This is a genomic window from Halpernia sp. GG3, from assembly GCF_052976925.2.
The window spans coordinates 76,872-100,571 of record NZ_JBRIIR020000017.1; the positions used below are offsets into that span (position 1 = coordinate 76,872).

At 33.1% G+C, this 23,700-nt stretch carries 25 protein-coding genes; 16 read left to right on the forward strand and 9 right to left on the reverse strand.

The features are described from left to right. The first annotated feature begins 4 nt into the window (after positions 1 to 4). Both ACVBED_RS09740 and ACVBED_RS09745 read left to right on the forward strand, forming a co-directional pair. Complete coding sequence (locus ACVBED_RS09740) at positions 5 to 964, forward strand: WaaS/CpsH family glycosyltransferase (protein WP_447120097.1); 960 nt, start codon at positions 5 to 7, stop codon at positions 962 to 964. A 3-nt stretch (positions 965 to 967) separates the two neighbouring features. Next, on the forward strand, positions 968 to 2,014 hold the full coding sequence (locus ACVBED_RS09745; RefSeq protein ID WP_447120098.1) for a glycosyltransferase: 1,047 nt from the start codon (positions 968 to 970) through the stop codon (positions 2,012 to 2,014). 6 nt (positions 2,015 to 2,020) lie between these two features. Here the strand turns inward: ACVBED_RS09745 and ACVBED_RS09750 are convergent, their stop codons facing one another. After that, complete coding sequence (locus ACVBED_RS09750) at positions 2,021 to 2,365, reverse strand: phosphomannose isomerase type II C-terminal cupin domain (RefSeq protein ID WP_447120099.1); 345 nt, start codon at positions 2,363 to 2,365, stop codon at positions 2,021 to 2,023. Between the two features lie 85 nt (positions 2,366 to 2,450). Here ACVBED_RS09750 and gltX point away from each other — a divergent pair, with 85 nt between their 5' ends. Continuing rightward, positions 2,451 to 3,962, forward strand: coding sequence for a glutamate--tRNA ligase (gltX, locus tag ACVBED_RS09755; protein WP_447120100.1), 1,512 nt, complete (start codon positions 2,451 to 2,453; stop codon positions 3,960 to 3,962). A 52-nt stretch (positions 3,963 to 4,014) separates the two neighbouring features. Beyond that, positions 4,015 to 4,971 (forward strand): acetyl-CoA carboxylase carboxyltransferase subunit alpha, encoded by a 957-nt coding sequence (locus ACVBED_RS09760; protein ID WP_447120101.1) that lies wholly within the window; start codon positions 4,015 to 4,017, stop codon positions 4,969 to 4,971. Between the two features lie 60 nt (positions 4,972 to 5,031). Here the strand turns inward: ACVBED_RS09760 and ACVBED_RS09765 are convergent, their stop codons facing one another. Continuing rightward, complete coding sequence (locus ACVBED_RS09765) at positions 5,032 to 5,595, reverse strand: DUF6759 domain-containing protein (protein WP_447120102.1); 564 nt, start codon at positions 5,593 to 5,595, stop codon at positions 5,032 to 5,034. 136 nt (positions 5,596 to 5,731) lie between these two features. On the opposite strand from ACVBED_RS09765, the gene tsf reads away from it, so the two are divergent. From tsf to trmB, 9 genes are all read left to right on the forward strand, one after another. Beyond that, the gene (tsf, locus tag ACVBED_RS09770; RefSeq protein ID WP_447120103.1) at positions 5,732 to 6,556 is read left to right on the forward strand and encodes a translation elongation factor Ts; all 825 of its coding nucleotides are present in this window, start codon (positions 5,732 to 5,734) and stop codon (positions 6,554 to 6,556) included. Positions 6,557 to 6,731: 175 nt separating this feature from the next. Continuing rightward, positions 6,732 to 10,871, forward strand: coding sequence for a T9SS type B sorting domain-containing protein (locus ACVBED_RS09775; protein ID WP_447120104.1), 4,140 nt, complete (start codon positions 6,732 to 6,734; stop codon positions 10,869 to 10,871). A 112-nt stretch (positions 10,872 to 10,983) separates the two neighbouring features. Next, on the forward strand, positions 10,984 to 11,790 hold the full coding sequence (locus ACVBED_RS09780; RefSeq protein WP_447120105.1) for a hypothetical protein: 807 nt from the start codon (positions 10,984 to 10,986) through the stop codon (positions 11,788 to 11,790). A 62-nt stretch (positions 11,791 to 11,852) separates the two neighbouring features. Beyond that, positions 11,853 to 12,152 carry an epoxide hydrolase N-terminal domain-containing protein gene (locus ACVBED_RS09785; RefSeq protein WP_447120106.1) on the forward strand — a complete coding sequence of 100 codons (300 nt, stop codon included), beginning with the start codon at positions 11,853 to 11,855 and terminating at the stop codon, positions 12,150 to 12,152. Positions 12,153 to 12,170: 18 nt separating this feature from the next. Continuing rightward, complete coding sequence (locus ACVBED_RS09790; RefSeq protein ID WP_447120107.1) at positions 12,171 to 12,353, forward strand: hypothetical protein; 183 nt, start codon at positions 12,171 to 12,173, stop codon at positions 12,351 to 12,353. A 66-nt stretch (positions 12,354 to 12,419) separates the two neighbouring features. After that, positions 12,420 to 12,983, forward strand: a complete 564-nt coding sequence (locus ACVBED_RS09795; RefSeq protein ID WP_447120108.1) for a hypothetical protein — start codon at positions 12,420 to 12,422, stop codon at positions 12,981 to 12,983. A gap of 171 nt (positions 12,984 to 13,154) precedes the next feature. After that, positions 13,155 to 15,740, forward strand: a complete 2,586-nt coding sequence (locus ACVBED_RS09800) for a flippase-like domain-containing protein (protein WP_473094945.1) — start codon at positions 13,155 to 13,157, stop codon at positions 15,738 to 15,740. Then, on the forward strand, positions 15,740 to 16,432 hold the full coding sequence (locus tag ACVBED_RS09805) for an AcvB/VirJ family lysyl-phosphatidylglycerol hydrolase (protein ID WP_447120111.1): 693 nt from the start codon (positions 15,740 to 15,742) through the stop codon (positions 16,430 to 16,432). Before ACVBED_RS09800 ends, ACVBED_RS09805 begins: the two co-directional genes overlap by 1 nt. A 74-nt stretch (positions 16,433 to 16,506) precedes the next feature. After that, positions 16,507 to 17,184: a tRNA (guanosine(46)-N7)-methyltransferase TrmB gene (gene trmB, locus ACVBED_RS09810; RefSeq protein ID WP_473094946.1), complete on the forward strand. Its 678-nt coding sequence runs from the start codon at positions 16,507 to 16,509 to the stop codon at positions 17,182 to 17,184. A gap of 151 nt (positions 17,185 to 17,335) precedes the next feature. Here the strand turns inward: trmB and ACVBED_RS09815 are convergent, their stop codons facing one another. The 4 genes from ACVBED_RS09815 to rplM all read right to left on the reverse strand — a co-directional run bounded on the left by ACVBED_RS09815 (position 17,336) and on the right by rplM (position 20,237). Beyond that, complete coding sequence (locus ACVBED_RS09815) at positions 17,336 to 18,136, reverse strand: hypothetical protein (RefSeq protein WP_447120112.1); 801 nt, start codon at positions 18,134 to 18,136, stop codon at positions 17,336 to 17,338. Positions 18,137 to 18,440: 304 nt separating this feature from the next. After that, on the reverse strand, positions 18,441 to 19,202 hold the full coding sequence (gene rpsB, locus ACVBED_RS09820) for a 30S ribosomal protein S2 (protein ID WP_447120113.1): 762 nt from the start codon (positions 19,200 to 19,202) through the stop codon (positions 18,441 to 18,443). Positions 19,203 to 19,389: 187 nt separating this feature from the next. Further along, positions 19,390 to 19,776, reverse strand: coding sequence for a 30S ribosomal protein S9 (gene rpsI / locus ACVBED_RS09825; protein ID WP_447120114.1), 387 nt, complete (start codon positions 19,774 to 19,776; stop codon positions 19,390 to 19,392). A gap of 5 nt (positions 19,777 to 19,781) precedes the next feature. Continuing rightward, a complete protein-coding gene (rplM, locus tag ACVBED_RS09830; protein ID WP_473094947.1) occupies positions 19,782 to 20,237 on the reverse strand; it encodes a 50S ribosomal protein L13 in 456 nt (151 codons plus the stop codon). 410 nt (positions 20,238 to 20,647) lie between these two features. On the opposite strand from rplM, the gene ACVBED_RS09835 reads away from it, so the two are divergent. The 3 genes from ACVBED_RS09835 to ACVBED_RS09845 are packed head-to-tail and all read left to right on the forward strand — an operon-like array spanning position 20,648 to position 21,750. Continuing rightward, a complete protein-coding gene (locus ACVBED_RS09835; protein ID WP_473094948.1) occupies positions 20,648 to 20,818 on the forward strand; it encodes a hypothetical protein in 171 nt (56 codons plus the stop codon). Positions 20,819 to 20,854: 36 nt separating this feature from the next. After that, a complete protein-coding gene (locus ACVBED_RS09840) occupies positions 20,855 to 21,049 on the forward strand; it encodes a DUF3667 domain-containing protein (RefSeq protein WP_473094949.1) in 195 nt (64 codons plus the stop codon). Between the two features lie 41 nt (positions 21,050 to 21,090). Next, on the forward strand, positions 21,091 to 21,750 hold the full coding sequence (locus ACVBED_RS09845; RefSeq protein ID WP_447120116.1) for a hypothetical protein: 660 nt from the start codon (positions 21,091 to 21,093) through the stop codon (positions 21,748 to 21,750). 2 nt (positions 21,751 to 21,752) lie between these two features. On the opposite strand, the gene ACVBED_RS09850 is transcribed toward ACVBED_RS09845, so the two are convergent. From ACVBED_RS09850 to ACVBED_RS09860, 3 genes are read right to left on the reverse strand one after another with little or no spacing between them, the layout of a single operon-like run. After that, entirely contained in the window at positions 21,753 to 22,085 is a 333-nt protein-coding gene (locus ACVBED_RS09850; protein WP_447120117.1) for a hypothetical protein, read from the reverse strand. A 3-nt stretch (positions 22,086 to 22,088) separates the two neighbouring features. Then, a complete protein-coding gene (locus tag ACVBED_RS09855; protein WP_447120118.1) occupies positions 22,089 to 23,159 on the reverse strand; it encodes an alanine racemase in 1,071 nt (356 codons plus the stop codon). Next, complete coding sequence (locus ACVBED_RS09860) at positions 23,159 to 23,599, reverse strand: GNAT family N-acetyltransferase (RefSeq protein WP_447120119.1); 441 nt, start codon at positions 23,597 to 23,599, stop codon at positions 23,159 to 23,161. The genes ACVBED_RS09855 and ACVBED_RS09860 overlap by 1 nt, the downstream gene beginning before the upstream one ends. Between the last annotated feature and the right edge of the window lie 101 nt (positions 23,600 to 23,700).

The window sequence follows — 23,700 nt, forward strand, 5'->3', positions numbered from 1 at the left end:
TAAAGTGGCTAAAAAAATATTATTTATTGCTCCAGATTATTATGGCTTTAATGAAGTAGTTTTTGAAGGATTAAAAAGCTATTCTGGTGCGGAAGTAGTTCAAATTATTTCAAATGAAAACTATAATTATAAAAATATTAACGAGAGAATTCAAAATTTTTTCAGCAAAATTTTTCTAAAGAGAAATATAAAAAAAGCAAAAGCTTCGCTCGAAATCTTAAATAAAATACAGAAAGTAAAAGATGTAGATCTGGTGATTATAAACAGGCCTGATCTGCTTTCAGAAAAACAGTTAGATTCTCTTTTTCAAAATGCAAAAGAATCGAAAGCACTTCTGTGGGATAGCTTAGAGAAAATTCCAATGGACGAAAGTATTTTGCAAAGATTTGACTTTATTTTAAGTTTTGACGAAAGAGATTGTGAAAAGTATAATTTCATAAAAATCACCAATTTTTATTTTCAAGATAAAATTGCTTCTGAGATTAATTATGACGTTGCGTTTCTCGGTACTTTTGATGACAGAGTTCCTACATTGCTAAAAATAGTTGATTATTTTAATGAGAATAATTATCTAAATAAAGCAATGATTTACTCATTTCACCAAAAAAATTTGGATAGAACTTATGCAAAAAGTATTGAAATCATAAATAAAATAATTCCTTTCAGTTCTTCATTTAATTTTTATGCAGATAGTTTTGCTATTTTAGATTTAGAGCAACCTAATCAGGAAGGATTATCATTTCGCCCTTTCGAGGCGATCGGATTAGAAAAGAAAATAATAACAACTAATAAAAATATTAAAAATTATGACTTTTATGATTCACAGAATGTCTTCATAATTGATAATATTAATGACATAAATTTACCTGAAAGTTTTCTGAAGACGCCTTACAAAAAATTAACGGCCGAAATAAAGGAGAAATATTTTATTAAAAATTGGATCCAAAATATGATTAAGAGCTAAAAGATGTTGAACCCTAAAATATACTTTGTTTGTCCTAATAATAAATTTGCTCACGGAGGTATAAAACAGATTTACCGACAGGTTTATTTTTTAAGAAAAAATGGCTTTAATGCTGTACTTTTAAAAAAAATTCCTACTAGTGACAATTGGTTTAAATTAGATATTCCAGTAGAATATTCGCGAGAAGTTTTTAAGGAAATCAAATTTGCTAAAATAAATGTTGGTGGAGATTTTTTTAACAGACAGTTAATTAAATACTTAAAGAAAAAAAGCGTTGTGATTTCAGCGGAAGATATATTTGTCTTTCCAGAAATTTTTGGACCTCATATCGGCAAAATTTATCCTGAAAATCGAAAAGTTATTTTTAATCAGAACTGTTATTATACATTTAGACATTTCTCTTTGGAAAATGATGTCGAAAATAATATTTATAAAAATCCTAAACTTCTTGGAACAATCGTTGCGTCAAATGATGCAGAAAATTATCTTTCATACACTTTTCCGAAAATAAATGTTTTAAAAATTAGATTAGGTATCGACGGAGCTATTTTTAAATATACTTCTATCAAGAAAAAACAGATCGCCTACATGCCGCGTAAACTTTCCGAGGATGTTTTGCAAGTTTTAAATATTTTGCAAAATAGAAATAACATTGTAGGTTGGAAGTTATTCCCAATTGAAAACAAGGATGAAGCTGAAGTCTCCGAAATCATGCAGGAAAGCGCCATATTCTTAAGCTTTAATCATAAAGAAGGATTTGGATTGCCACCTGCCGAAGCAATGGCATGCGGATGCGTAGTAATTGGCTACAAAGGACAAGGCGGTAAGGATTACTTTAATGAGAATTATTCCTACCCTATTGATGATGGGGATATTGCGACGTTTGCAAAAACAATTGAAGCTGTTATTGGTGAGTTTTCCATAGATGAAAATCGAATGAAAATAAAAGGTAAAGAGGCGTCTGATTTTATTTTGGGCAAATTTAATTTAGCAAATGAAGAGAAGGACACAGTAAAAGTTTGGCGGGAAATTTTAAAAATTAACGATTAAATAAAATTATTTCCGGTCGTATTCATCATCTAACCTCACAATATCATCCTCACCAAAATAAGTTCCGGTTTGCACTTCTATAAAAACAACAGGTTTTTCACTAAGATTCATCATTCTGTGTTTTGCTCCTTGTGGAATGAAAATACTTTCGCCGTAAGCTAATTCTATTTCTTCATCATTAAGAACAACAGTGGCATTTCCTTCAATAATTGTCCATTGTTCCTGTCTTTTGTGATGGTATTGATACGATAATTTTTGACCAGGATTTACCTCAATTCTTTTCAGTTTGTAATTTGGCTCATCTGCCAAAACGAAATATTTTCCCCACGGTCTGTCGCCAATTTCTAACATAGATTTTAATATTTTACAAAACTATATAATTTAAAGAGGAGTAAAAGTACTATATTTTCTTAAATTTGCACCCTAATAAATGAAAATGAAAAACGTGAGAGTGCGCTTTGCACCGAGCCCGACCGGACCGTTACATTTAGGCGGTGTAAGAACCGCATTGTATGATTATCTCTTTGCCAAAAGTACAGACGGAAAATTTATTTTAAGAATTGAAGATACCGATACAGCAAGGTTTGTGGAAGGTGCGGAGGATTATATTTTGGAGGCTTTGGAATGGTGTGGACTCATTCCCGACGAAAGCCCAAAACACGGCGGCGATTTTGGTCCGTACAGACAATCTGAAAGACGTGATATTTATGATAAACATTTAGCGGAAATCTTAAAAACAGATTACGCCTATTTGGCTTTTGATACGCCTGAAGAACTGGATGAAATTCGTAAAGAATATGATGAAAAGGGCGATGTTTTTTCTTACAATTACATCATTAGAAACCGTTTAAAAAATAGTCTGTCTTTAACAAAAGAAGAGGTCCAAACGCTTTTAGATAAAAAAACGCCATATGTCGTTAGGTTTAAAATGCCTGTTGACAGAACTTTAATTTTAGAAGATATTATCCGCGGGACCTCAAATGTAAATACCAACTCTTTGGATGATAAAGTTTTAGTAAAACAAGATGGAATGCCGACTTATCATTTTGCAAACGTGGTTGATGATCATGAAATGAAAATTTCACACGTAATTCGTGGGGAAGAATGGTTGCCATCTTTGGGACTTCACTATTTATTGTATGAATCTTTTGGTTGGGAAAGACCACAATTTGCGCATTTATCACTGATTTTAAAACCTGAAGGTAAAGGAAAACTTAGTAAAAGAGACGGCGATAAATTTAATTTTCCCGTTTTTCCGTTAAATTTTAAAGATCAGGACACCGGAAATGTTTCGAAAGGTTATAGAGAAGAAGGTTATTTGCCAGAAGCATTTTTAAATATGGTAGCGCTTCTCGGTTGGTCGCCCGCAGATGATAAAGAAATTATTTCTTTGGATGAAATGGTTCAGGAATTTGATTTAAATAAAGTGCATAAGGCCGGCGCAAGATTTAGCAAAGAAAAAGCAGAATGGTTTAACCATCAATATTTACAGAAAAAAACCGACAAGGAAGTTTCTGAAAGTTTAAAAAACTTAAAGGAAGTTTCTGAAAGTAAAATTACAGATGATAAGTTACTGAAAATCGTGGGTTTAATGAAAGAGCGCGCCACTTTTATTAAAGATATTTATACTGAAGGAATTTTCTTTTTTACAGCATCCAAAACGTTCGATGAAAAAGCCTCCAAAAAAGCATGGAATGAAAACACCTCATCTATTTTAAAGAATCTTTTAGAGAAAATTTTACTCACTTCCTTTATGAAAGATGAGATTTCTAAGGCAATTCACGACTTCGCAACAGAACAATCCCTGGGATTAGGTAAAATAATGATGCCTTTGCGTTTGGCCTTGGTTGGTGAATTAAAAGGTCCGGATGTACCAGATCTGTTGGAAATTTTAGGGAAAACTGAAACTGAAAAGAGAATTAATTTTGCGATTGAAACACTTAAATAAGTCAATTGCTAAAATATTTATATAAATTTGAAAGATAATTCTAAAAGATATAATGGAATATTTAGATTTTGAGCAGCCAGTAAAAGAATTGATGGATCAATACCAAACTTGCTCGCTTGTGGGCGACGAAAGTGGCGTTGATATGAAATTAGCCTGCAGCCAGATAGAAGATAAAATTGAAGAAACAAAGAAAAAAATCTACGGAAATCTTACGCCTTGGCAAAGAGTGCAACTTTCGCGACATCCAGACCGCCCTTACACATTAGATTTTATAAAGGGGATCGTAGATGAAGGAAGTTTTTTAGAGCTTCACGGTGATCGGAATTTTGCAGATGATCCGGCAATGATTGGCGGATTAGCGAAAATTGACGGACAAAGCGTCATGCTAATTGGTACTCAAAAAGGAAGAACGACTAAAGAAAGACAATTTCGAAGATTTGGGATGAGTAATCCTGAAGGTTACAGAAAAGCGTTGAGATTAATGAAACTAGCGGAAAAATTTAAAATTCCTGTTATTACTTTAGTTGATACGCCGGGAGCATATCCTGGTTTAGAAGCTGAGGAACGCGGTCAGGGTGAAGCGATCGCCCGAAATATTATTGAAATGACCACGTTAAAAACTCCGATCATTACCATCATTATTGGTGAGGGAGCAAGTGGTGGAGCTTTAGGAATTGGTGTGGGAAATAAAGTTTACATGTTAGAAAATACTTGGTATTCCGTAATTGCGCCAGAAAGTTGCTCATCAATTTTGTGGAGAAACTGGGAACATAAAGAAGACGCAGCCAATGCTTTAAAATTAACACCGGATGACATGCTTCGGGAAAAATTTATTGATGGTGTTATTAAAGAACCTTTGGGAGGCGCACATTACGACCCCGAAACAACTTTTAAAAACGTAAAAAAGTCTATTTTAGCAAACATAAAAGCTTTTAAAAAATTTACTGATAAAGAGTTGGTTACTCAGAGACAAGATAAATTTATTGAAATGGGACAGTTTAAAGGCTAATTAAAAACTTAAAAAAAGTCTGCTAAATATCTTTTAGTGGACTTTTTTCGATTTAATTATTTATCTCTTACTATAATTTAAGGTAATTATAATATCTTTTGTCACAGATTTTACTGAGGAATATTGAGCATCACAGATAGAAGTTGTGAGTTTGTAGGTTCCCTTATCCACCATGATAAAATTATTATTATTGGCTGGAATAGTTAAATTATAAAACTTTTTTCCACTAATTTTTACGATTAAATTACATTTAGACTTATTTTCAATTTGGATATATGCATTTTTATCACTTGGATCATTGTTAAAAAGATGTGTTAAGACTGCGGCGGCCTGTTTGTTTTGCGCATTAGTCCCACCTGTTAAATCACGCTTTACTTCCTTTTCTAATTTAGCTTTAGTAAGCGGAGTAATTGTAGGTTTTGCGACAGCGGAGTTGCCACCACTAACTATTGCATATAATTTCCTTTTGAACTCGGGCGTTTTAGGATTATTGGGATTATTTTTTACAAAATTCGCTATGACTTGCGGATCGCTACTTTTTTCTACTTGTGCCTCGGTGTATTTTGATTGCGAACACATAACTGCGGAGATAAACAGGCTGAAAATATATAAATATTTTTTCATTTCTTTAAATGTATTATTTTAAACCAGACAAAATTTAAACGTTAAAAGCATCTTTTTAGTTTGCATTAAATTTATTATCTTTGCAGCGCTGAAAACACAGCAATAATTTACAATAAATTTAAATAAAATATTCGATATGTATACACCCGCAGCAGCAGAAGTAGCAAAATTAAGAAGTACAACCGGCGCAGGAATGATGGATTGCAAAAAAGCCTTAGTAGAATCTGAAGGCGATTTCGAAAAAGCAATTGAAATTTTAAGAAAAAAAGGTCAGAAAGTGGCTGCAAATAGAGCAGATAGAGAGTCTTCTGAAGGTGCAGTTATTGCAAAAACCAATGAAGATCATACAATGGGCGCAATTATCGCACTTAATTGCGAAACAGATTTCGTTGCAAAAAATGCTGATTTTATTCTTTTGGCTAATGAATTGGCTGAGCAAGCGGTTTTTTATTCAAATAAAGAAGAATTTTTAGCCTCAGATTTCCACGGCCAAACTGTCGCTGAAAAATTAATTGAGCAAACTGGTATAATTGGTGAGAAAATAGAAATCGGTGCCTTCGAAAGAATTGAAGGCCCATTTTTGGGAGCATATATTCACGCAGGAAATAAAATTGCGGCGATTTCCGCATTATCAGGTAAATCAGACGGAGGTAGTGAAGTTGCAAAATCTGTTTCTATGCAAGTTGCCGCCATGAATCCTTTGGCTTTAGATGAAACAAAAGTTTCCCAAGCAACAATTGATAGTGAATTAGAAATTGAAAGAGAGATTTTAACTAAAGAAGGTAAACCTGCCAATATTATTGATAATATCTTGAAAGGGAAAATGCAGAAATTTTACAAAGACAATACTTTGGTACACCAATCTTTCATTAAAGATAGTGGGATGAGCGTTGCTGATTATGTAAAATCTGTCAACAGCGATCTAAAAGTTGTTGGCTTTATTAGAGTTAGTTTAACTTAATGTCGTGATTTTGATTATTTAAATAATCGATCTTAAATACAATCTCTGCTAAAATTTAGCAGAGATTTTTCTTGCTTAAAATCTGTTTTCACTAATTGGATTCTTCTAAAAAACCAGTAAAATATTTGCTTTTTAAATGAATATTTAATTATAAATTTGTGGCACACACAATCTTATGAAAAAATTATTCGCATTACTCTTTTTCATTTTTTTTATGATCAAGAGTTTTGCACAGCTAGATACAGAGCATTGGTTTGCACCCATGATCGATCGCGCGAAAACAGGCAATTATGAGCAAACTCTATATTTTTCGACAAATTCCCCAACAGCTTTTCCAGTTACTATCTACAATAATAATATTGTAATTGGGACGGTTGTTAACTTAAGCAAAGGAAATCCGCAAACGTTCGCCGTTCCGAGAAGTTTAATAATAACAACGCTTCAGACGGATTTATTTACACCCACTACAATGGGTCTTTATTGCAAGGGAGACAAACCTTATTTTGCTAATTTTAGGTTTTCTGAATTTAATCATGCAGAAATTTTGACTTCTAAAGGTAAAGCGGGAATTGGGACGAAATTTTATGCTGCAATGGCGCCAATTACCGTCAGTAATGCCATACTAAATTTTATGACAGGGATTTTAGCGACAGAAGATAATACGACAGTGACAGTTTCTGGATACCAACCATCTGTTGTTTTTTCAGCGCCTCAAGCATCGATCATTACTTTTACTTTAAATAAAGGGCAATCCTATATCATTGACGGACTGGGAAATAATCCAGATAACTTTACCGGTTTTATCGGAGCAAAAATAGTTGCAAATAATCCTATCTCTGTTACAAATGGTAATTTTAATGGGCAATATGCGGGGAATTATCCTGGCAATTCAGACATTGTAATGGATCAATCTGTACCTGTGGAAAGATTGGGGCAAGAATTTGCTTTAATTAAGGGAAATGGCAATATTGGGGATAATATGGAAGGCGGTCTCATTGTAGCAACTGAAAATAATACGCAAATTTATTTAAATAATGGTGCAACGCCCGTAAAAACTTTGAACGAAGGTGAATATTTCGTTATACCTGACAGTAATTATATTAATGCTGGCAATGGCATTTTTAATATGTACGTAAAAGCCACCAAAAATATTTATCTCTATCAATTATTAGCAGGTGTTAGTGGCAATAGCTCTAAAGCAACTGGTGGGTTTAATTATATACCGCCTTTGAGTTGCTATCTTCCAACTGTCGTTGGTGAGATTGGCTTAATTAATGAAAACCCAGGTACAAGCGGAAATAATGTCTTTAGTAAGACCCGAAATACAAAACTGAATATCATCACGGAAGTTGGTGCTGTTGTAACTGTTAATGACTCTCCTCTTACTGCTGCAGAAGGTCCAAAGCCTTTGGTCGGAAATGCGCAATGGGTGACCTATTCTAAATTAAATGTAATGGGAAATATTACCATAAATTCCACAAAAGCAGTAACTGCAGGTATTGCAGCAGGTGATGGCGCAGTTGGTTACGGTGGTTATTTCGCAGGATTTTCTTCTATTCCCGCTATATCAAAACAATCTGGAACTTGTCTGCCGGGAATTGTTCTGGAAGTAAATGCTGGTTTTGACACTTACCAATGGTATTATAATAATTTATTACTCGCAGGCGCAAACACCAACACTTTTACCCCATTACAACCAGGCAATTATACTGTTGTTGTAAGTAACGGAACTTGCCCAGCAGTTACAACTCCCATCTTCACAGTTTTAAATTGTACAAAGCAGACAACTGTGTTTAGGGGAGTTTGTGGAAGTTTTACCGAAACACCAAGATTCACAAATTCTACCCAGAATATCGTTTTAAGTTCTATAAAAATAATAACACCGCCAACGAAAGGAATAGCTGCAATAGATGCCGCCACTGGTTTAATAACTTATACACCTAATTTAGGGGCGGTGGGAGCAGATACTTTTGTTTACTATTTTTCTGGAGATGGTACTTTTCCTGATAGTGAGCAGGTAATTGTTAATATTACTATTGGGCAACTGACAGTTAACAATACAACTTTAACTAGTTGTAAAATAGGAACTACCGGCACTTTCAATCTATCAAACGCAAATATTACAACGAATTCCCCGGTAACAAAAAAATATTATAAAAATTTAGCTGGTGCAAAGGCGGAAGACGCGGCGCAAGAAATTTTAAATTATACGGCTTACGTTTCGGCTGGAGTAGACGTTTATGCAGTTGTAAAAACTCCTGAAGGTTGTAGTGATATCGCAACTGTAACTTTGGGGTTTTTCCCTGAAATATTTTTAGACCCAAGTCTTTATAATGCGGTAAACTGCGATGATAATTTAGATGGACAAATTGATATTGATTTTTCTACGATAACACCAAAGATTCTACAAAATTCGTCCTACTTCCAAGTTCGATATTATTTAAATCCAACGGATGCCACGGCTGGAAACGGAAATACTTTACCAAACAATTGGTCTTATGCTAATAATACAGCAGTTTATGTGAGAGTAGACTCTCCCGACAATTGTCCTTTTAAAATAGCACAAATTGATTTTAAAATCGGTGCAAATGTTAGTATTTCAACGCCGATCACGCGAACTGTTTGTTCTCAAAATACTTCAGAAAATGTCACACTTTCGGATTACATTAATTTATTTACGGCAGATAATACCGTTACTTATAAATTTTACAAAACATTTGCGGACGCTCAAGCCAATTTTTTAGGAACAGAAATTTCTGCTAATCAAATCTTAAATTCTGACACTACTTATTTTATCAGATTTTCTAAAACGGGAATTTGCGACAATATCGGGACTTTAAACTTATTGTTTGCACATCCTTTAAGTTCTACCACTCTATCGAACACTGTGACTGTTTGTGAAGGCGATTCTACAACTTTAGATGCAGGTCCAGGCTTTGTAAGTTATCTTTGGAGCACTGGCGCAACCACCCAAATAATTAATGCAGGGAAAGGAACTTACACTGTAACATTAACATCGCCAAATGGTTGTTCGTTGATTCAATCAGTGGAAGTTAAAGAATCACCAAAAGCCGTTTTAAATACTTCCGATTATACCGCAGAAAATTGCGACACGAATTTTGACGGCAATATTGATGTTAAATTTTCCGATATTACTCCCATCATTTTACCAAATAGTACAGGATTTACCGTTAAATATTACACAACAAACGCCTTGGCAAACGCAGGCGGAACCGGTTTACAAAATGATTTTTCTTATAAAACAAATACAACAGTTTACGTGCGTGTAGAATCTCAATTTTGCCCGCCAGTTATTAAGCCTTTAAACCTTAAAATAGGAACAACGTTAACTTTAATAAAATCTTCCTATTCAACTTCAGAATGTGATGATGATTTAGATGGAACAAAAAGCGTAGATCTGTCGAAATATCTATCTGAATTTACCACAGATTCTGGCGTGACTGTGAGTTATTACGATTACTTAAATAATGCAAAAAACTCTCAGAATCCAATCCCAAATCCAGTTTCAGTTAATAAAACCGGCACTTATTATTATCGATTATCAAAAGTCGATTTTTGTCCTGTTCTCGCAACTTTAATGATTACGATTGATTTTCCCACAGCTTCAACTATTTTACAGGATAAAAAGATTTGTCCAGGAACGACGACAACGCTTGATGCAGGAACAGGTTTCACCTCCTACAGCTGGAGCAGAGCTGGGGAAAAAACATCATCTATTACAAATGTGAGTGTAGGTGATTATTATGTGGATTTAGAAAGTGGCAACGGCTGTGTTTACCGGCAAAAAGTTTCCGTGAAAGAAGTTGAATTACCCAAAATTACTGCGATTGATATTAAAGGATCAACCGTTACAATTAATGCTTCCGGAGGAAAGCAGCCTTATCTTTATTTTTTAAATGGTTCTGCACCACAAAGTTCCAATATATTTACTGACGTTAAAAGTGGCGTAAATACAATTTATGTTACCTCCGCAGATCAATGTGCGCCAGTATCCAAAGAATTTTCTATAATCATTATTACAAATGCGATAACTCCGAATGGCGATAATATTAATGACACTTTTAATTACTCGCAGCTTAAAAATAAAGACAATCCAAAATTTCAAATTTTTGACCGTTATGGAAAATTAGTTTTTACGGGGTCAGAAAGCAATCAATATACTTGGGATGGAACGCTTAATAATAGAAAATTACCAACAGATTCTTACTGGTATGTTTTACAATGGCAAGAGTTTGGCGCCAGTACCATAGTCACTTACACCGGCTGGATTTTATTAAAAAACACTAATTTTTAACAACATTTAATTAAAAATTGGTAAATGACTTTGAACTTTAATAAAAGTTTAACGCAGGCGAAAGGAATTGTAAAGTGGAAATAAGCAAATTCTCTTTACTTTTGCTCCCGATATGAAGAAATTATATTTCCTTTTTTTAATCCTGATTGTTTCGCAGATCGATGCGCAAATATTCGGTGGTGAAGTTTTTTTAAAAGACAATTCAAACCTTTATTTAAACCAAATTTATGTCACTAATCTCAATACCCAAAAAACAGTTTTGGCGGATTATAACGGCAATTTTAAATTAGAAGCTAAATTTGGTGAAATGATCCGTTTTACGTCCATTGTAACAGATAGAAAAGATGTGCTGATTACTGAGAATATGATGTCTTCTTTTAGAAATTTAATAGAATTAAAAGTATCATATACGGATATTGAAGAGGTTATCATTCCACGGTTTAAAGTTTCCGGAAATCTCAGGAAAGACGTTTTGGCATTGCGGACTGACATGAAAAAGGAGCAATTGGAAAAATCAATTGGCCTTCCACGTCCAAAAGGAGACGGATTACCAACTCAACTTCCCATTGCCGGTTTTTCTGGTGGTGGCCTTACATTTGGCTTAGACAGTATTTTTGACCTTCTTTCCGGTGAGCGCAAAAAGAAAGAACGGGCTCAAGAATACGAAACGATGTCAAAAGATGTGGAAAATATGCAAAAATATTTTGGAGATGATTATTTTATTAAACTTAAGATCCCTCAAAATCTAATTCCTAATTTTCTTCAATTCGTTTACAGTTCAGATAATTTAAAACCCTATTTGCTATCAAATAATTTTGAAGCAACTCAAATTTACTTTGAAAAATATTTGCCTATTTATTTAGCGCGTTTAAAAAATTCTAATCTACAGAAAATTTTAACAGATCCTGTTGTGAAGTAATGTAATGAAGATTTTACCTTCTATTTTATTTGCAAATTTAAAGTTCGGTAACTGATATTAAAATGATAAAGCCATTTAAAGCAAATATATCTGAAGAAATTCTGGATGATTTAAAGTTTAGAATTAAAAATACTAGATGGCCAGGTGAAATAAAAAATTCTGACTGGAAATACGGATCTGATCTTTCGTTTATGAAAGACATTTCTAATTATTGGCTAAATGATTTTGACTGGAGAAAAATAGAGTTAGAAATAAATTCTTTTCCTAATTTCATCGCCACTATTGACAATCTCGACATTCATCTCTTGCATATTAAAGGAAAGGGGGAAAATTGTATTCCCTTAATTATGACGCACGGTTGACCAGGTTCATTTCTAGAGATGATGAAAATAATTCCGCTCCTGACGCAAAATGATGATATCTGCTTTGATTTAATTATTCCATCTATTATCGGTTTTGGATATTCTGGTTCCTGTGAAGTTGAAGGATGTAATTCCGAATTTGTGGCAGATTTGTGGAATAAACTGATGATTGAATTAGGATATAAAAAATATGGAGCGTAGGGTGGAGACATCGGTTCAGCGATAAGTACTTGGCTTGCAATAAAATATCCCGAAAGAATTATTGGTTTGCATCTAAATTATATTTCTGGCTCTTACCAACCTTATTTAAAAGATGATGAAAAACTTACCGAAGAAACTATAGAATTTCAAAGATCTACACAAATATGGGCTTCAAAAGAAGCTGCTTATTCAGTCATCCAAAGTACAAAACCTTTGACTTTAGCTTATGGTTTGAATGACTCTCCTTTAGGGCTTTGTGTGTGGATTTTAGAAAAATTTAACTCTTGGAGTGATAATGATGAAGATATTTATTCAATTTTCACGAAAGATGAATTACTGGCAAATGTTACTCTCTACTGGATTACTCAAACCATTTCATCGTCTGTTAGAATATACAAGGAAAATAGCAAAATACCCTTAAAATTTGGAGCGAAGGATTTTGTAAAAACACCTGTAGGATTTGCAAAATTTCCTAAAGAATTACCCACTCCTCCCCGTTCTTACATTGAAAAAAGTTTTAATATCATACATTGGGAAGAAATGTCAGTTGGCGGTCACTTTGCGGCTGCAGAGCAACCATTAATTTTGGCAAATGACATTAAAAAGTTTTTTTTTAAAATAAAAAGCTAATATAATACTTTGCTCTTGATTTCAGACTTCTCTTTATTTAATATTTTTTATTGAAATATTTTTTAATACGACATCTTTAGAAGACTTTTTTTTAAAGATGTATAAAAAATTACTTTTCACTACTTTTGTAAATAATAATCTATCGGACATTATTTAGAGTATTATTATTTTATGCAACTGAAAAAAAATCTATTTTTTTTAAAATTTTCGCCAAAGTCTTATTGGAAAGAAATACTTGCAGTATTTATAATTTTACTCGCTTTCGTATTTTTCCGCAGTGAAAGACATGAAATGCGACAGATCATTCCCCAACTGAAACAGGCCGATCTCACTTGGATTATTATAGGAATTCTGGTAACATTCATTTACATATTGCTTCAAGCTTTAATGTATGTTGAGAGTTTTAAAGCTGTTGGTTTAAAAATAAAAATTTCTGAAGCCACATCTCTATTTTTAAAAAGAAATTTTCTCAGCGTATTTCTTCCTGCAGGCGGAGTAACTTCCTTAGCGTATTTACCTACAGAATTAAAAAGAAAAAATTATGACATTGGAAAAATGCACCAATCAGGTGTAATTTATGGATTCGTTGGTTTGCTTACTTTATTTGTAGTTGGCATCCCCATTCTTGCGTACAGCGCCTTTAATCACAAAGACCTGGGAAATGCGTGGGTTGCAATTATAATTTTAGGTGTCATTTTACTGCTCTCTTTTTTATTATTTAAAGATATAAAACAGCAAGGATTAATTTATAAGTTTTTAGACCACAAATTTCCTACTATAATTTCTTATCTTGATTCTATTTTTTCCACAGAATTAGAAAAAAAACATTTTTACAGGGTTGTGATTTATTCTGTCCTTATGGAATTTGTCGGTATATTTCACGTATTTATTGCAATGGCAGCTTTAGGTGCTACCCCCTCTTTCTCTGCAGCGGCTATAGCCTATACTGTTTCTGTTTTGTTGATGATTGTTTCGCCATTTTTACGTGGTTTAGGCGCAGTAGAATTTACGATGCTTTACATTTTTAATTCTTTCGGCTTCAGCAATACCGTTAGTTTAGGAATCACTTTACTTTACCGGATTTTTGAATTCTGGTTGCCTTTAATTTTTGGTATTTTCGCTTTTCTGTACAACGGTAGAAAATTATTTGCAAGGATTTTTCCTGCAATTGCAATCTTTACTTTAGGTGTGATAAATTTAATATCAGTTATAACTCCGCCATTAGCCGAACGTTTGGTAATGGTGAAACATTATTTGCCTTTTGAAACGCGACATATTTCAAAATTATCAGTTTTGGTAATCGGGATTGGATTAATGATTGTTTCTGCACAACTTTTAAAAGGTTTAAAAAGCGCCTGGTACTTGGCAATTATTTTTTCAATATTTTCAATTGTTGGAAATGTTTTCAAAGCATTTGATTATGAAGAAGCTTCATTCGCAATTTTTACAATACTGCTATTATTTTTTACCCGAAAACAATATCTGATAAAGACCAACCGTAAATTCCTCAGGTTGGGTTTAAGTACTATCTTACTTGTTCTGTCAGCAATTTTGATTTTTGATTTTTTCAGCTTTTACCTGATTGATAAAAGACATTTTGGAATAGATTTTACATGGAATCAATCTATTTACTACACTTTCCAAAGTTATACTTTATTTTATACTGATCTACCAAAGGCTGCAACACCATTTGGCCGTGATTTTATTAGTATCACTAAATTTTTAGGTTTTATTTCCTGGTTATTTTTAATTTTAGCTCTTTTAATTCCATTTAAATTTGATTTTGAAAATGAAGAAAATGAAGAAAATTCTGCCAAAGAATTAATTAATAAATATGGCAGTTCCGCCTTAGATTTTTTTAAAATCAGTAAAGATAAAAGCCTCTATTTTTCTGAAAATCGGGAAGGCTTTGTTTCTTTTAAAATTGCTAATAATTTTGCCGTAGTTTTAGAAGAACCAGTTTGCGATGAAGAGGACAAACTTTTTATTTTAAGAGAATTTGAAGGATTTTGCCGAAACAAAGGATTGAAACCTATTTACTACCGGGCTCCAGAAAATAACTTATTTCTCTTTAAATCCTTAAAAAAACAAAAACTGTTAATTGGACAGGAAGCTTTGGTCGATGTTCAAAATTTTACTTTGCAAGGAAAAGACCGTAAATCTTTAAGAAATGGCATCAATAGTATTTCAAAAAAAGGATATGTTTCAGAAGTTTATGAAGCGCCCCATTCAGCAGAATTAATATCAGAATTAAAAAGTATTTCAGACGAATGGCTAAATGAATTCGACAAAAAAGAAAGTGTTTTTTCCCAGGGAAGTTTTGAGGATGATGAATTAAAAAATCAAACTGTTATTGCTATTAAAGATGAAAACGGAAAACTTCAGGCTTTTTTAAATATTATCCCAGACTTTGCACCTGAAGAAAGCACTTATGATTTAATTAGAAAAAGAAAAGAAGCGCCAGGTGGATGTTTAGATGTTTTAATTGTCAGTTTAATTGATTATTCTAAAAGTAAAAATTTAAAATACCTAAACATGGGACTTACGCCAATGAGTGGAATAGAAGAACCTGACAATCCCGTAGAGCAGATTATGAAGTACGCATATCACCGGGTTGGCAGCTTAAAACATTTTCAAACTCTCAGATTTTTTAAAGAAAAATATGCGACTATTTGGGAAAATAAATTTCTAATTTACAATAATGATTTTGAGTTGCTGCAAATTCCTGCTGCACTGAATAAAGTAATGAAAGAGTGATGAAATTATTTTCGAAATTTAATATTATTCTGATATTCTCGCTTGCATTTTTGCAAGGTTGCGCAGATTCTGCCGAAAATCCAGATTTTCCAATCCGTGAATTAGATGCTCAAAATGACAGTCCATTTATATTTTACGTCAGCGGTGACGCCGGCTTTAATACATTTTCTAAAAGTTTGAGTGATGAATTATTTAAAAGAAATTATGACATCACTGCATTAGATTCTAAAATCTACTTTTGGAAACGAAAAAATCCCGCGGAAACTGCCAAAAAGATTAGCGATTATTTAACTGCAAGATTAAAAGGTAGAAAAAACCAAAAAATAGTGTTATTAGGTTATAGTTTTGGTGCGGATATATCACCTTTTATTTATAACCGATTGGCAAAAAACATACATGACAAGATAATTTCCGTCATTCTTTTGGATCCATCAAAAACTGCAGATTTTGAAGTTAGTTTTCAGGGAATGATTTTCGACAAAGGTCGCGGAGATTATAAAGTTTTACCTGAGGTCAATAAAATGAAAGCTCCGAAAACTTTGGCAATTTTAAGTAACATTGGAATCAGATTTCCCTACAAAGCGATTACTGTTAAAGATTTTACAATGAAGCATTTACCAGGAAATCACAGGTACAATAATGAATACGCAAAATTGGCGACTTTGATTTCTCAAAATATCACTTCTAAATGATCATTTTAAATAATTCTACCTCTAATATTTGCATTCTAAAATATTAGATTTATTTTTGCGTGGCGAAAAAAATTATGGGAAAAAACAAACAAAAACGCTTTGACGAGAATAAAACATTACCAAATGTTTTTCAACCAACAAGAGCAGAAGCTTTAGCAGAATACCATTTAAAAGGAAAGTGGAACGCAGAAGTTTTTAAAAATGATAAGCCTATTGTTTTAGAACTAGGTTGTGGCAAAGGCGAATATTCTGTCGGTTTAGCAAAAGCATTTCCAGATAAAAATTTTATCGGCATTGATATTAAAGGCGCACGTTTTTGGTTTGGCGCAAAAGAAGCACATGAAACTGGTTTAAAAAACGTGGCTTTTTTAAGAACTCAGATTGAACTTGTAGATCATTTCTTCGCAACAGATGAAATTGACGAGATATGGATCACATTTCCCGATCCTCAAATAAAATACCGCCGTACGAAACACCGAATGACTCATCCGGAATTTCTGGCTCGTTATAAAAAATTTCTTAAAACAGATGGCTTAGTTCATCTGAAAACAGATTCTGAATTTCTACACGGCTATACTTTAGGGCTGCTGCAAGGCGCAGGACATGAAATAATTACGGCGCACCACGATATTTATGGGGCGCCAGAATATGACGCTAATACCGCACTTCTGAGGGAAATTCAAACTTATTACGAGGATTTATTTTCAAAAAAAGGCAAGACAATAACTTATATTAAATTCCGTCTAAAGTAAATTAAAATCAGAAAATAATTACTTTTTATTATCAGTTTCGCTCTTTGCTTTTCTCAGAAAAAGACTTTTCTAAATAAAAACAAATACAACTATCCACCGAATAAAACGAATGACCTCAGGGAATTTTAAGTATTTACAGTTTTTAGTCAGATTATTTTGAAGTCTTTCTTCGTGCTTTCGCGATCACAACATCGTCATCCGTCAAGCTATAAAAATCCTTTGAAGATTTCATTTTTACCGCGCCATTTCTCCAAAATTTACTTTTTTGATTTTTAGAAAGAATCAAGTTAGATTCATAGTTTTTATAATTAAACCCAATTAATTCTGCTCTTAAATGATTATCATTAAATAGCAAACCAAAATTTCCAGATGCGCACTCAAAAACAGAATCAGTTTCACCCGGTCCGATACATTTATTTTTTAAAACACTCCATACATTTCCTGCCGAGCCTTTGCAACCAAACTCATCAAAATCAGCACCTGCCATCCTCTCACCATTTTCACCATTAAAATTAGCATAAAGTTTATTTTTAAAATATTTTTTATCTACTATTATTAAACTGAAATTACGAGAAGAAAATGATTTTACATCTGTCTTACTTATAAAATAGCCAATATTGAGGGTGTTGTTTCCAAATGTCAAAGCATTTATATCTACAGATTTTACATCGTTTGTAACTCTATTAATTAAAGCAATTGCAAAACTCTTCGAAAAATCGATGGTCGTTGGTTTACCATTTTCTCCCATCCTCGTTGCAGTACCAAAAATCGCATCCAATTGTTCGGCAGATGTTATTCTTTTCATTTGCAGATCATTATCCGGAAAGTCATTCCGAACGAAATAATTTTGAGCTAAAATGAAAGGGACTTTTTCACTTTTTCTTGCCGAGAGCAGTGATATTGCGCCGAAGAAGAGAATCAGAAACGTAAGTTTAATAGTTTTTGTTTTCATTAGGTTTATGCTTAAAATGTTTTGTTGGAAGAAATGAAATTTGTAAGAATTGTTTAAAATCTTTTATTTTTATGATTTAGAACAAATGTTATAATTCAATATTTAGTCATTTATATTCTGATTAATTTATAATTAAAATTATTATGAATATAAAGTAAAGATATTATAAATATTGCATATATTATATAGATTATTTATAGAATACGAAATTTTTAATTTTAATTAAAAATCACTTTAAAGATTTAAATCAAAAAAAATCCGGCTCAAATAAATTTGAGCCGGATTTCTATATCATAAGAAAATCTTATTTCTCGTCGAAATCTGCATCAGTTTCTGCTGATACTTTTTCGCCTTCTTCTTTAGATTTTTCTTTGTCTGCTTTTCTCTGAGATTGTCCTTCTTTTACTGCTTCTGCAACTTTAGTTAACAAAAGATCTACAGATTTTGAAGCATCATCATTCCCCGGAATAACATAATCTACTTTTCTTGGATCAGAATTCGTATCTACGATTGCAAATACAGGAATGCCTAAGCTTCTAGCTTCAGTTACTGCAATGTGCTCACGCATAATATCTACCACAAAAAGAGCAGAAGGAAGACGCACCATATCAGAAATAGAACCTAAATTCTTTTCTAAATTAGCTCTTTGTCTGTCAACTTGAAGTCTTTCTTTTTTTGATAAAGTTTCGAAAGTACCATCTTTCTTCATTTTATCAATATGGTTCATTTTCTTGACCGCTTTACGAATGGTAACGAAATTCGTCAACATTCCTCCGGGCCATCTTTCAGTAATATAAGGCATGTTGAGTTCAGCCGCGTGTTTTGCCACGATTTCTTTCGCTTGTTTCTTTGTTGCTACGAAAAGAACTTTTTTGCCTGCAGAAGTTAATTTTTCCAAAGCTGTACAAGCTTCTTCCAATTTTACTGCTGTCTTATGTAAATCAACGATGTGAATACCGTTCTTCTCCATAAAAATGTATGGAGCCATGTTTGGATTCCATTTTCTAGTCATGTGACCGAAATGAACGCCTGCCTCTAAGAGGTCTTTTACATTTGCTTTTGCCATGTTCTTGTTTTTTAGTTTACATTCCGCTGTTACGCAATCAACATTTCTTTAGATGGGAGAAAAGTTTGGGTGCTAAACTAAACGGGCAATTTTTTGATTAGATAATAGAGCCAAAAACCAATTGCCAAGAGATAAAAACTTCGAAAAGTCTTGAATCTTGAATCTTCAATCTTGAATCTGAAATTTTTTAACGTTTTGAGAATTGGAATTTCTTTCTCGCTTTTTTCTGTCCTGGTTTTTTTCTTTCAACCATTCTAGCGTCTCTTGTAAGCAAACCTTCAGGTTTTAACAACAAACGGAACTCTGCATTAATATCGCAAAGTGCGCGTGAGATTCCTAATCTGATAGCTTCACATTGACCTGTATTTCCACCACCAAAAACATTCACGGTGACGTCATATTGACCAACCGTTTCGGTTAATAAAAATGCTTGGTTCACTTTATAAACCATCACATCTGTGGAGAAATAATCAGCAACATCTTTGTGATTTACCGTAATAACACCAGAACCTGGCTTAAGGTAAACTCTAGCTACAGAAGTTTTTCTTCTCCCTATTTTATGAGTTATAGACATATTAATTATTTGAATTCGTTAATATTGATTTCCTTTGGCTGCTGAGCTTCATGCTTGTGATCAGTCCCTTCATATAAATAAAGATTTCTGAACAACTGACTGCCTAATCTGTTTTTAGGAAGCATTCCTTTTACGGATTTTTCCAAAACTTTTAAGCTGTCTTTTGCTTTTAACTCTTCAGCAGTCATAGACTTCTGGCCACCAGGATAACCTGTATGCCAAATGTAGGTTTTGTCTGCCCATTTGTTTCCTGAAAGAGTAATCTTTCCAGCATTCAAAACGATCACATTATCTCCGCAATCTGCGTGAGGCGTGAAATTCGTTTTGTGCTTACCTCTCAAAATCTTTGCAACCTTGGAAGCTAACCTCCCTAAAGTCTGATTTTCAGCGTCTACCACAACCCATTCTTTATTTGCAGTAGCTTTGTTAGCTGAAACGGTTTTGTAACTTAATGTATTCACAATTTATCGTTTACGATTAAACATAATTTTCCCCAAAACGGGTGCGCAAAGGTAGCAATATTTTTTGGGACTAAAAACTATATTTAAGAAATCTGAAAATTAAAACCTAAGTCTATCAAGAAATCAAACCACTCATTTAAAAATACTTTGTGATTTAGAAACTTAAAAATCTTAGAAGCAATAAATTTACTGCTTTTTAGACTTTCAGTCCCGCTTTTCACTCTATCTTTTCCTTTTTGCAAAAGAAAAAGGATGCCGCTGCAATCGGGGCTAAGTTGAAAACTGTTTTTTGTTCAGAAGATTTAGACAGTGGCGTGAGATATTTTTCAAATCTTCAATGATTATTGGAATTTTATCCAAATTAAATAATTCACAATATTAAATATTTCATTATTTTTGAAAAAAAACCAATGAGTCATGGAAAATTAAGATTAAATAAAAATTGCCTGAATTGTGGACATATTGTAGAAGAAAAATTCTGCCCAAACTGCAGACAGGAAAATATTGAATCAAAACAGCGCTTTCACTTTCTTTTCACACATTTTGCGGAAGATTTTACGCATTATGACGGTCAATTCTAGAAAACCATTAAACATCTCCTTTTTCGCCCAGGGAAATTGACAAATGAATATATAGCAGGAAAAAGACAGCAATATGTAGTACCCGTGAAACTCTATATTTTCGTTAGTTTTATCACTTTTTTTTTTCATTATCTTCTCCAATTTCAACAGTTGCAGTTTTTAACAATGTTGCAGCAAAAAAAGGTGAACAAAAGCAAATTATCGATGCGCTACATTCTGAAGAAGTTTTAAACAAAACAAATACTAATAAATCTTTAAGTATAAAGGATTCCTTGGCACTGTTAAAAGTAAATGATTTTATAAAAGATTCAGCGAAAGTCAATAAATTTCTAGAAGCTACAAATATCGATAACAAACTGAGGGCAGACTCAGAAATTTATGATTTCAAGACGACAGAAGATTTTGATCGAAATATGAAATTGCATCCTTCCTGGACTAATTCATTTAAAAAACCTTTTGCTTACAAGTTTTATGAATTAAAAGAAATGGGAATTTCCAAAAAGGAAATCCTTATTAAATTTTTTGAAGTGGCTTTTCACAAACTGCCAAAAGCACTTTTTATTTACTTACCACTCTTCGCCTTTTTCCTCTGGATTTTTCATAACAAAAAGAAATGGTGGTATTTTGATCACGGCATCTTCACACTCCATTATTTTTCCTTCCTTCTGCTAATTATTACCGTCTTTTGGTTACTTGCCAAAATTGTGAATTTATTCTCAGGAAACGGGATTGTCAATTTTATTGAAGGATTGTCAATTTTTGTGATAACAATTTACACACTGATCTATTTCTTTCTGGCGCACCATCGGGTTTATCATTCAGGGAAAAGATTCAGCGTTTTAATTGGAATTATTTTGTTCATTATCAACTTTTTTGCCTTTTCACTCGTTCTCGTAGGATTAATGGCTTTAAGTTTTCTAATGGTGAAATAAAATTATTCCCGCATGGATTTCGTCTTCCGGAAACTTGCCATTAAATAATAGGCAACGAAAATGATTGAAAATTTAATAACGGATGGAATTGCCTGTTTTAAATTAAAAAGAAAATAACCTAGAGCAACTAAAATTACCATGGCTAAAAGCGAAATTCCCAGCTTTATTGGCAAAGAAAAAGTTGGATTATCTAAATAGTAAGCCAGTCCCCACGCAGAACCGTATGCTAAAGAATAATAAAAATTTAACGTTAAATTTTGGGTATCAACAAAAAGGTAATATAATAGGAAACTGAAAACTGTTCCTGCTGCAAAGTAAATTAATGTTCTTTTCATTTTTTAAACTACCTTTTTTTCAATGTAATTTGAATTCATTGCGCGAAGTGCACCCATGTAATTAATGGAAAAATCTAACATATCTCCCACTTTATAATTCTGGCGATTTTCTCCCAAATCTAAAATAATCATATCTGAACTGGATCCAAAATAGCCAATCGTTTCGTCTTTAGGAAAAATATTGATGCGGTCCAGATCCAAAATTCCTAAATCTAAAATCGCGCGGAAAGAAGTTTTTCCGACTAGATGTTCTTCTATCTTATATGTCTCACCTTCCAGATTGGTTCCAAAATCACCTTCGGGAACCATCGGTTTTTCTATTAATTCGATAATTTCTGCCTGCAAAGTAAAAACGTCCTGCTCCAGAAGATTGCTTTTTTCATCTTTGTAAACGTCAGTTCCCTGATACAGAGTCTCTCCTACACGAAAATGATTAATTCCTGCCGGTAACATTTTCTTTAAAATTAACGGAATTGTCACCGAAGAACCTCCGGAAACAAAGGGAATTTTTTTTTCGAAAGTTGCTTCGATCAGCTGTTTGTAGAGACAGAGTTGGATCAATTTATCCGTATTTGGCAAAACCCCAAAAAGGCAGGAAAGATTTGCGCCCAAACCAACAACATCAATATTTGGCAGATCAAAAACCTGGCGATAAAAATTGATGACATCTTCCCGCATCACTCCTTCCCGCAATTCTCCCAACTCAATCATTATAATAATCTTATGAATTTTTTGCTGTTTTACTGCCTCCTCAGAAAGAGATTTTATAGTTTCAATATTAGTATTCATGCTAATATCCGCATATTTTACTACGGAAGAAACGGATCTTTTTGGCGTGGGCTTTATATAAATTGTCTCCATTTCGGGATTCAATTTTTTAATCACTTTAAGATTACTCACGCGCGAATCGCAAACTTGAGAGGGATTTAAAGCTAATATTTCTTTTAGAAAAAGTTCATTCCCACAGAGAATTTTCGTGACTATGGACCAATGTATTTCTTTAGATTTAAACAAATAGTCTAATCTTTCAAAATTGTAATGCAGTCTTTCACGATGTAAAGTAATTGTTGCCATTATTTTACCAATCTCATTTCTAAATATTTATTTGTAAATCCCAGTTTTTCATATAATTTCTTCGCGGGATTATCTGGCTCTACATGAAGCGCAATATTTCCATCTGCCTTTTCAATCGCCTTTTCCATCAACTGCCGTCCGATTCCCTGTCCGCGTTTTTCCGCATCAGTGGCAATATAAACCAAAATATTTTCAGGAATATAATCCTTCATTCCCGTTCTATTAACAATTACAGAACCAACAATTTTATCTTCTAAAAAAGCCACACAAATAAAACCACCAATAGCGCTGGTTTCTTTTAAAGCGTAATCTATACATTTTAAAATATCTTCTTTTGGATCACCATATTGCTCTAGACTTTTAAACAAAAATCCAGCAATCGCCTCTTTTTCTGAAGAGGTAGGTTTATCGGTTGGCGTGTAAGTATTAATTTTTAACATAATTTAATTTTGAACAAAATTCTGTCGCAAAGATAAGATTCTCAGATTTGATGTCTTAAAAATGTATTTAAAAGATTTTCTTTAAAGAAAATCAACCTTCA

Coding starts and splice junctions, on each gene's coding strand:
- ACVBED_RS09835 (WP_473094948.1), top strand. CDS start 20,648: ATGAGTCATGGAAAATTAAGATTAAATAAAAATTGCCTGAATTGTGGA.
- rpsB (WP_447120113.1), bottom strand. CDS start 19,202: ATGGCAAAAGCAAATGTAAAAGACCTCTTAGAGGCAGGCGTTCATTTC.
- ACVBED_RS09790 (WP_447120107.1), top strand. CDS start 12,171: ATGATGAAAATAATTCCGCTCCTGACGCAAAATGATGATATCTGCTTT.
- rpsI (WP_447120114.1), bottom strand. CDS start 19,776: ATGTCTATAACTCATAAAATAGGGAGAAGAAAAACTTCTGTAGCTAGA.
- ACVBED_RS09780 (WP_447120105.1), top strand. CDS start 10,984: ATGAAGAAATTATATTTCCTTTTTTTAATCCTGATTGTTTCGCAGATC.
- ACVBED_RS09805 (WP_447120111.1), top strand. CDS start 15,740: ATGAAATTATTTTCGAAATTTAATATTATTCTGATATTCTCGCTTGCA.
- ACVBED_RS09760 (WP_447120101.1), top strand. CDS start 4,015: ATGGAATATTTAGATTTTGAGCAGCCAGTAAAAGAATTGATGGATCAA.
- trmB (WP_473094946.1), top strand. CDS start 16,507: ATGGGAAAAAACAAACAAAAACGCTTTGACGAGAATAAAACATTACCA.
- ACVBED_RS09815 (WP_447120112.1), bottom strand. CDS start 18,136: ATGAAAACAAAAACTATTAAACTTACGTTTCTGATTCTCTTCTTCGGC.
- ACVBED_RS09775 (WP_447120104.1), top strand. CDS start 6,732: ATGAAAAAATTATTCGCATTACTCTTTTTCATTTTTTTTATGATCAAG.
- tsf (WP_447120103.1), top strand. CDS start 5,732: ATGTATACACCCGCAGCAGCAGAAGTAGCAAAATTAAGAAGTACAACC.
- ACVBED_RS09785 (WP_447120106.1), top strand. CDS start 11,853: ATGATAAAGCCATTTAAAGCAAATATATCTGAAGAAATTCTGGATGAT.
- ACVBED_RS09750 (WP_447120099.1), bottom strand. CDS start 2,365: ATGTTAGAAATTGGCGACAGACCGTGGGGAAAATATTTCGTTTTGGCA.
- ACVBED_RS09745 (WP_447120098.1), top strand. CDS start 968: ATGTTGAACCCTAAAATATACTTTGTTTGTCCTAATAATAAATTTGCT.
- ACVBED_RS09765 (WP_447120102.1), bottom strand. CDS start 5,595: ATGAAAAAATATTTATATATTTTCAGCCTGTTTATCTCCGCAGTTATG.
- ACVBED_RS09800 (WP_473094945.1), top strand. CDS start 13,155: ATGCAACTGAAAAAAAATCTATTTTTTTTAAAATTTTCGCCAAAGTCT.
- gltX (WP_447120100.1), top strand. CDS start 2,451: ATGAAAAACGTGAGAGTGCGCTTTGCACCGAGCCCGACCGGACCGTTA.
- ACVBED_RS09860 (WP_447120119.1), bottom strand. CDS start 23,599: ATGTTAAAAATTAATACTTACACGCCAACCGATAAACCTACCTCTTCA.
- ACVBED_RS09850 (WP_447120117.1), bottom strand. CDS start 22,085: ATGAAAAGAACATTAATTTACTTTGCAGCAGGAACAGTTTTCAGTTTC.
- ACVBED_RS09855 (WP_447120118.1), bottom strand. CDS start 23,159: ATGGCAACAATTACTTTACATCGTGAAAGACTGCATTACAATTTTGAA.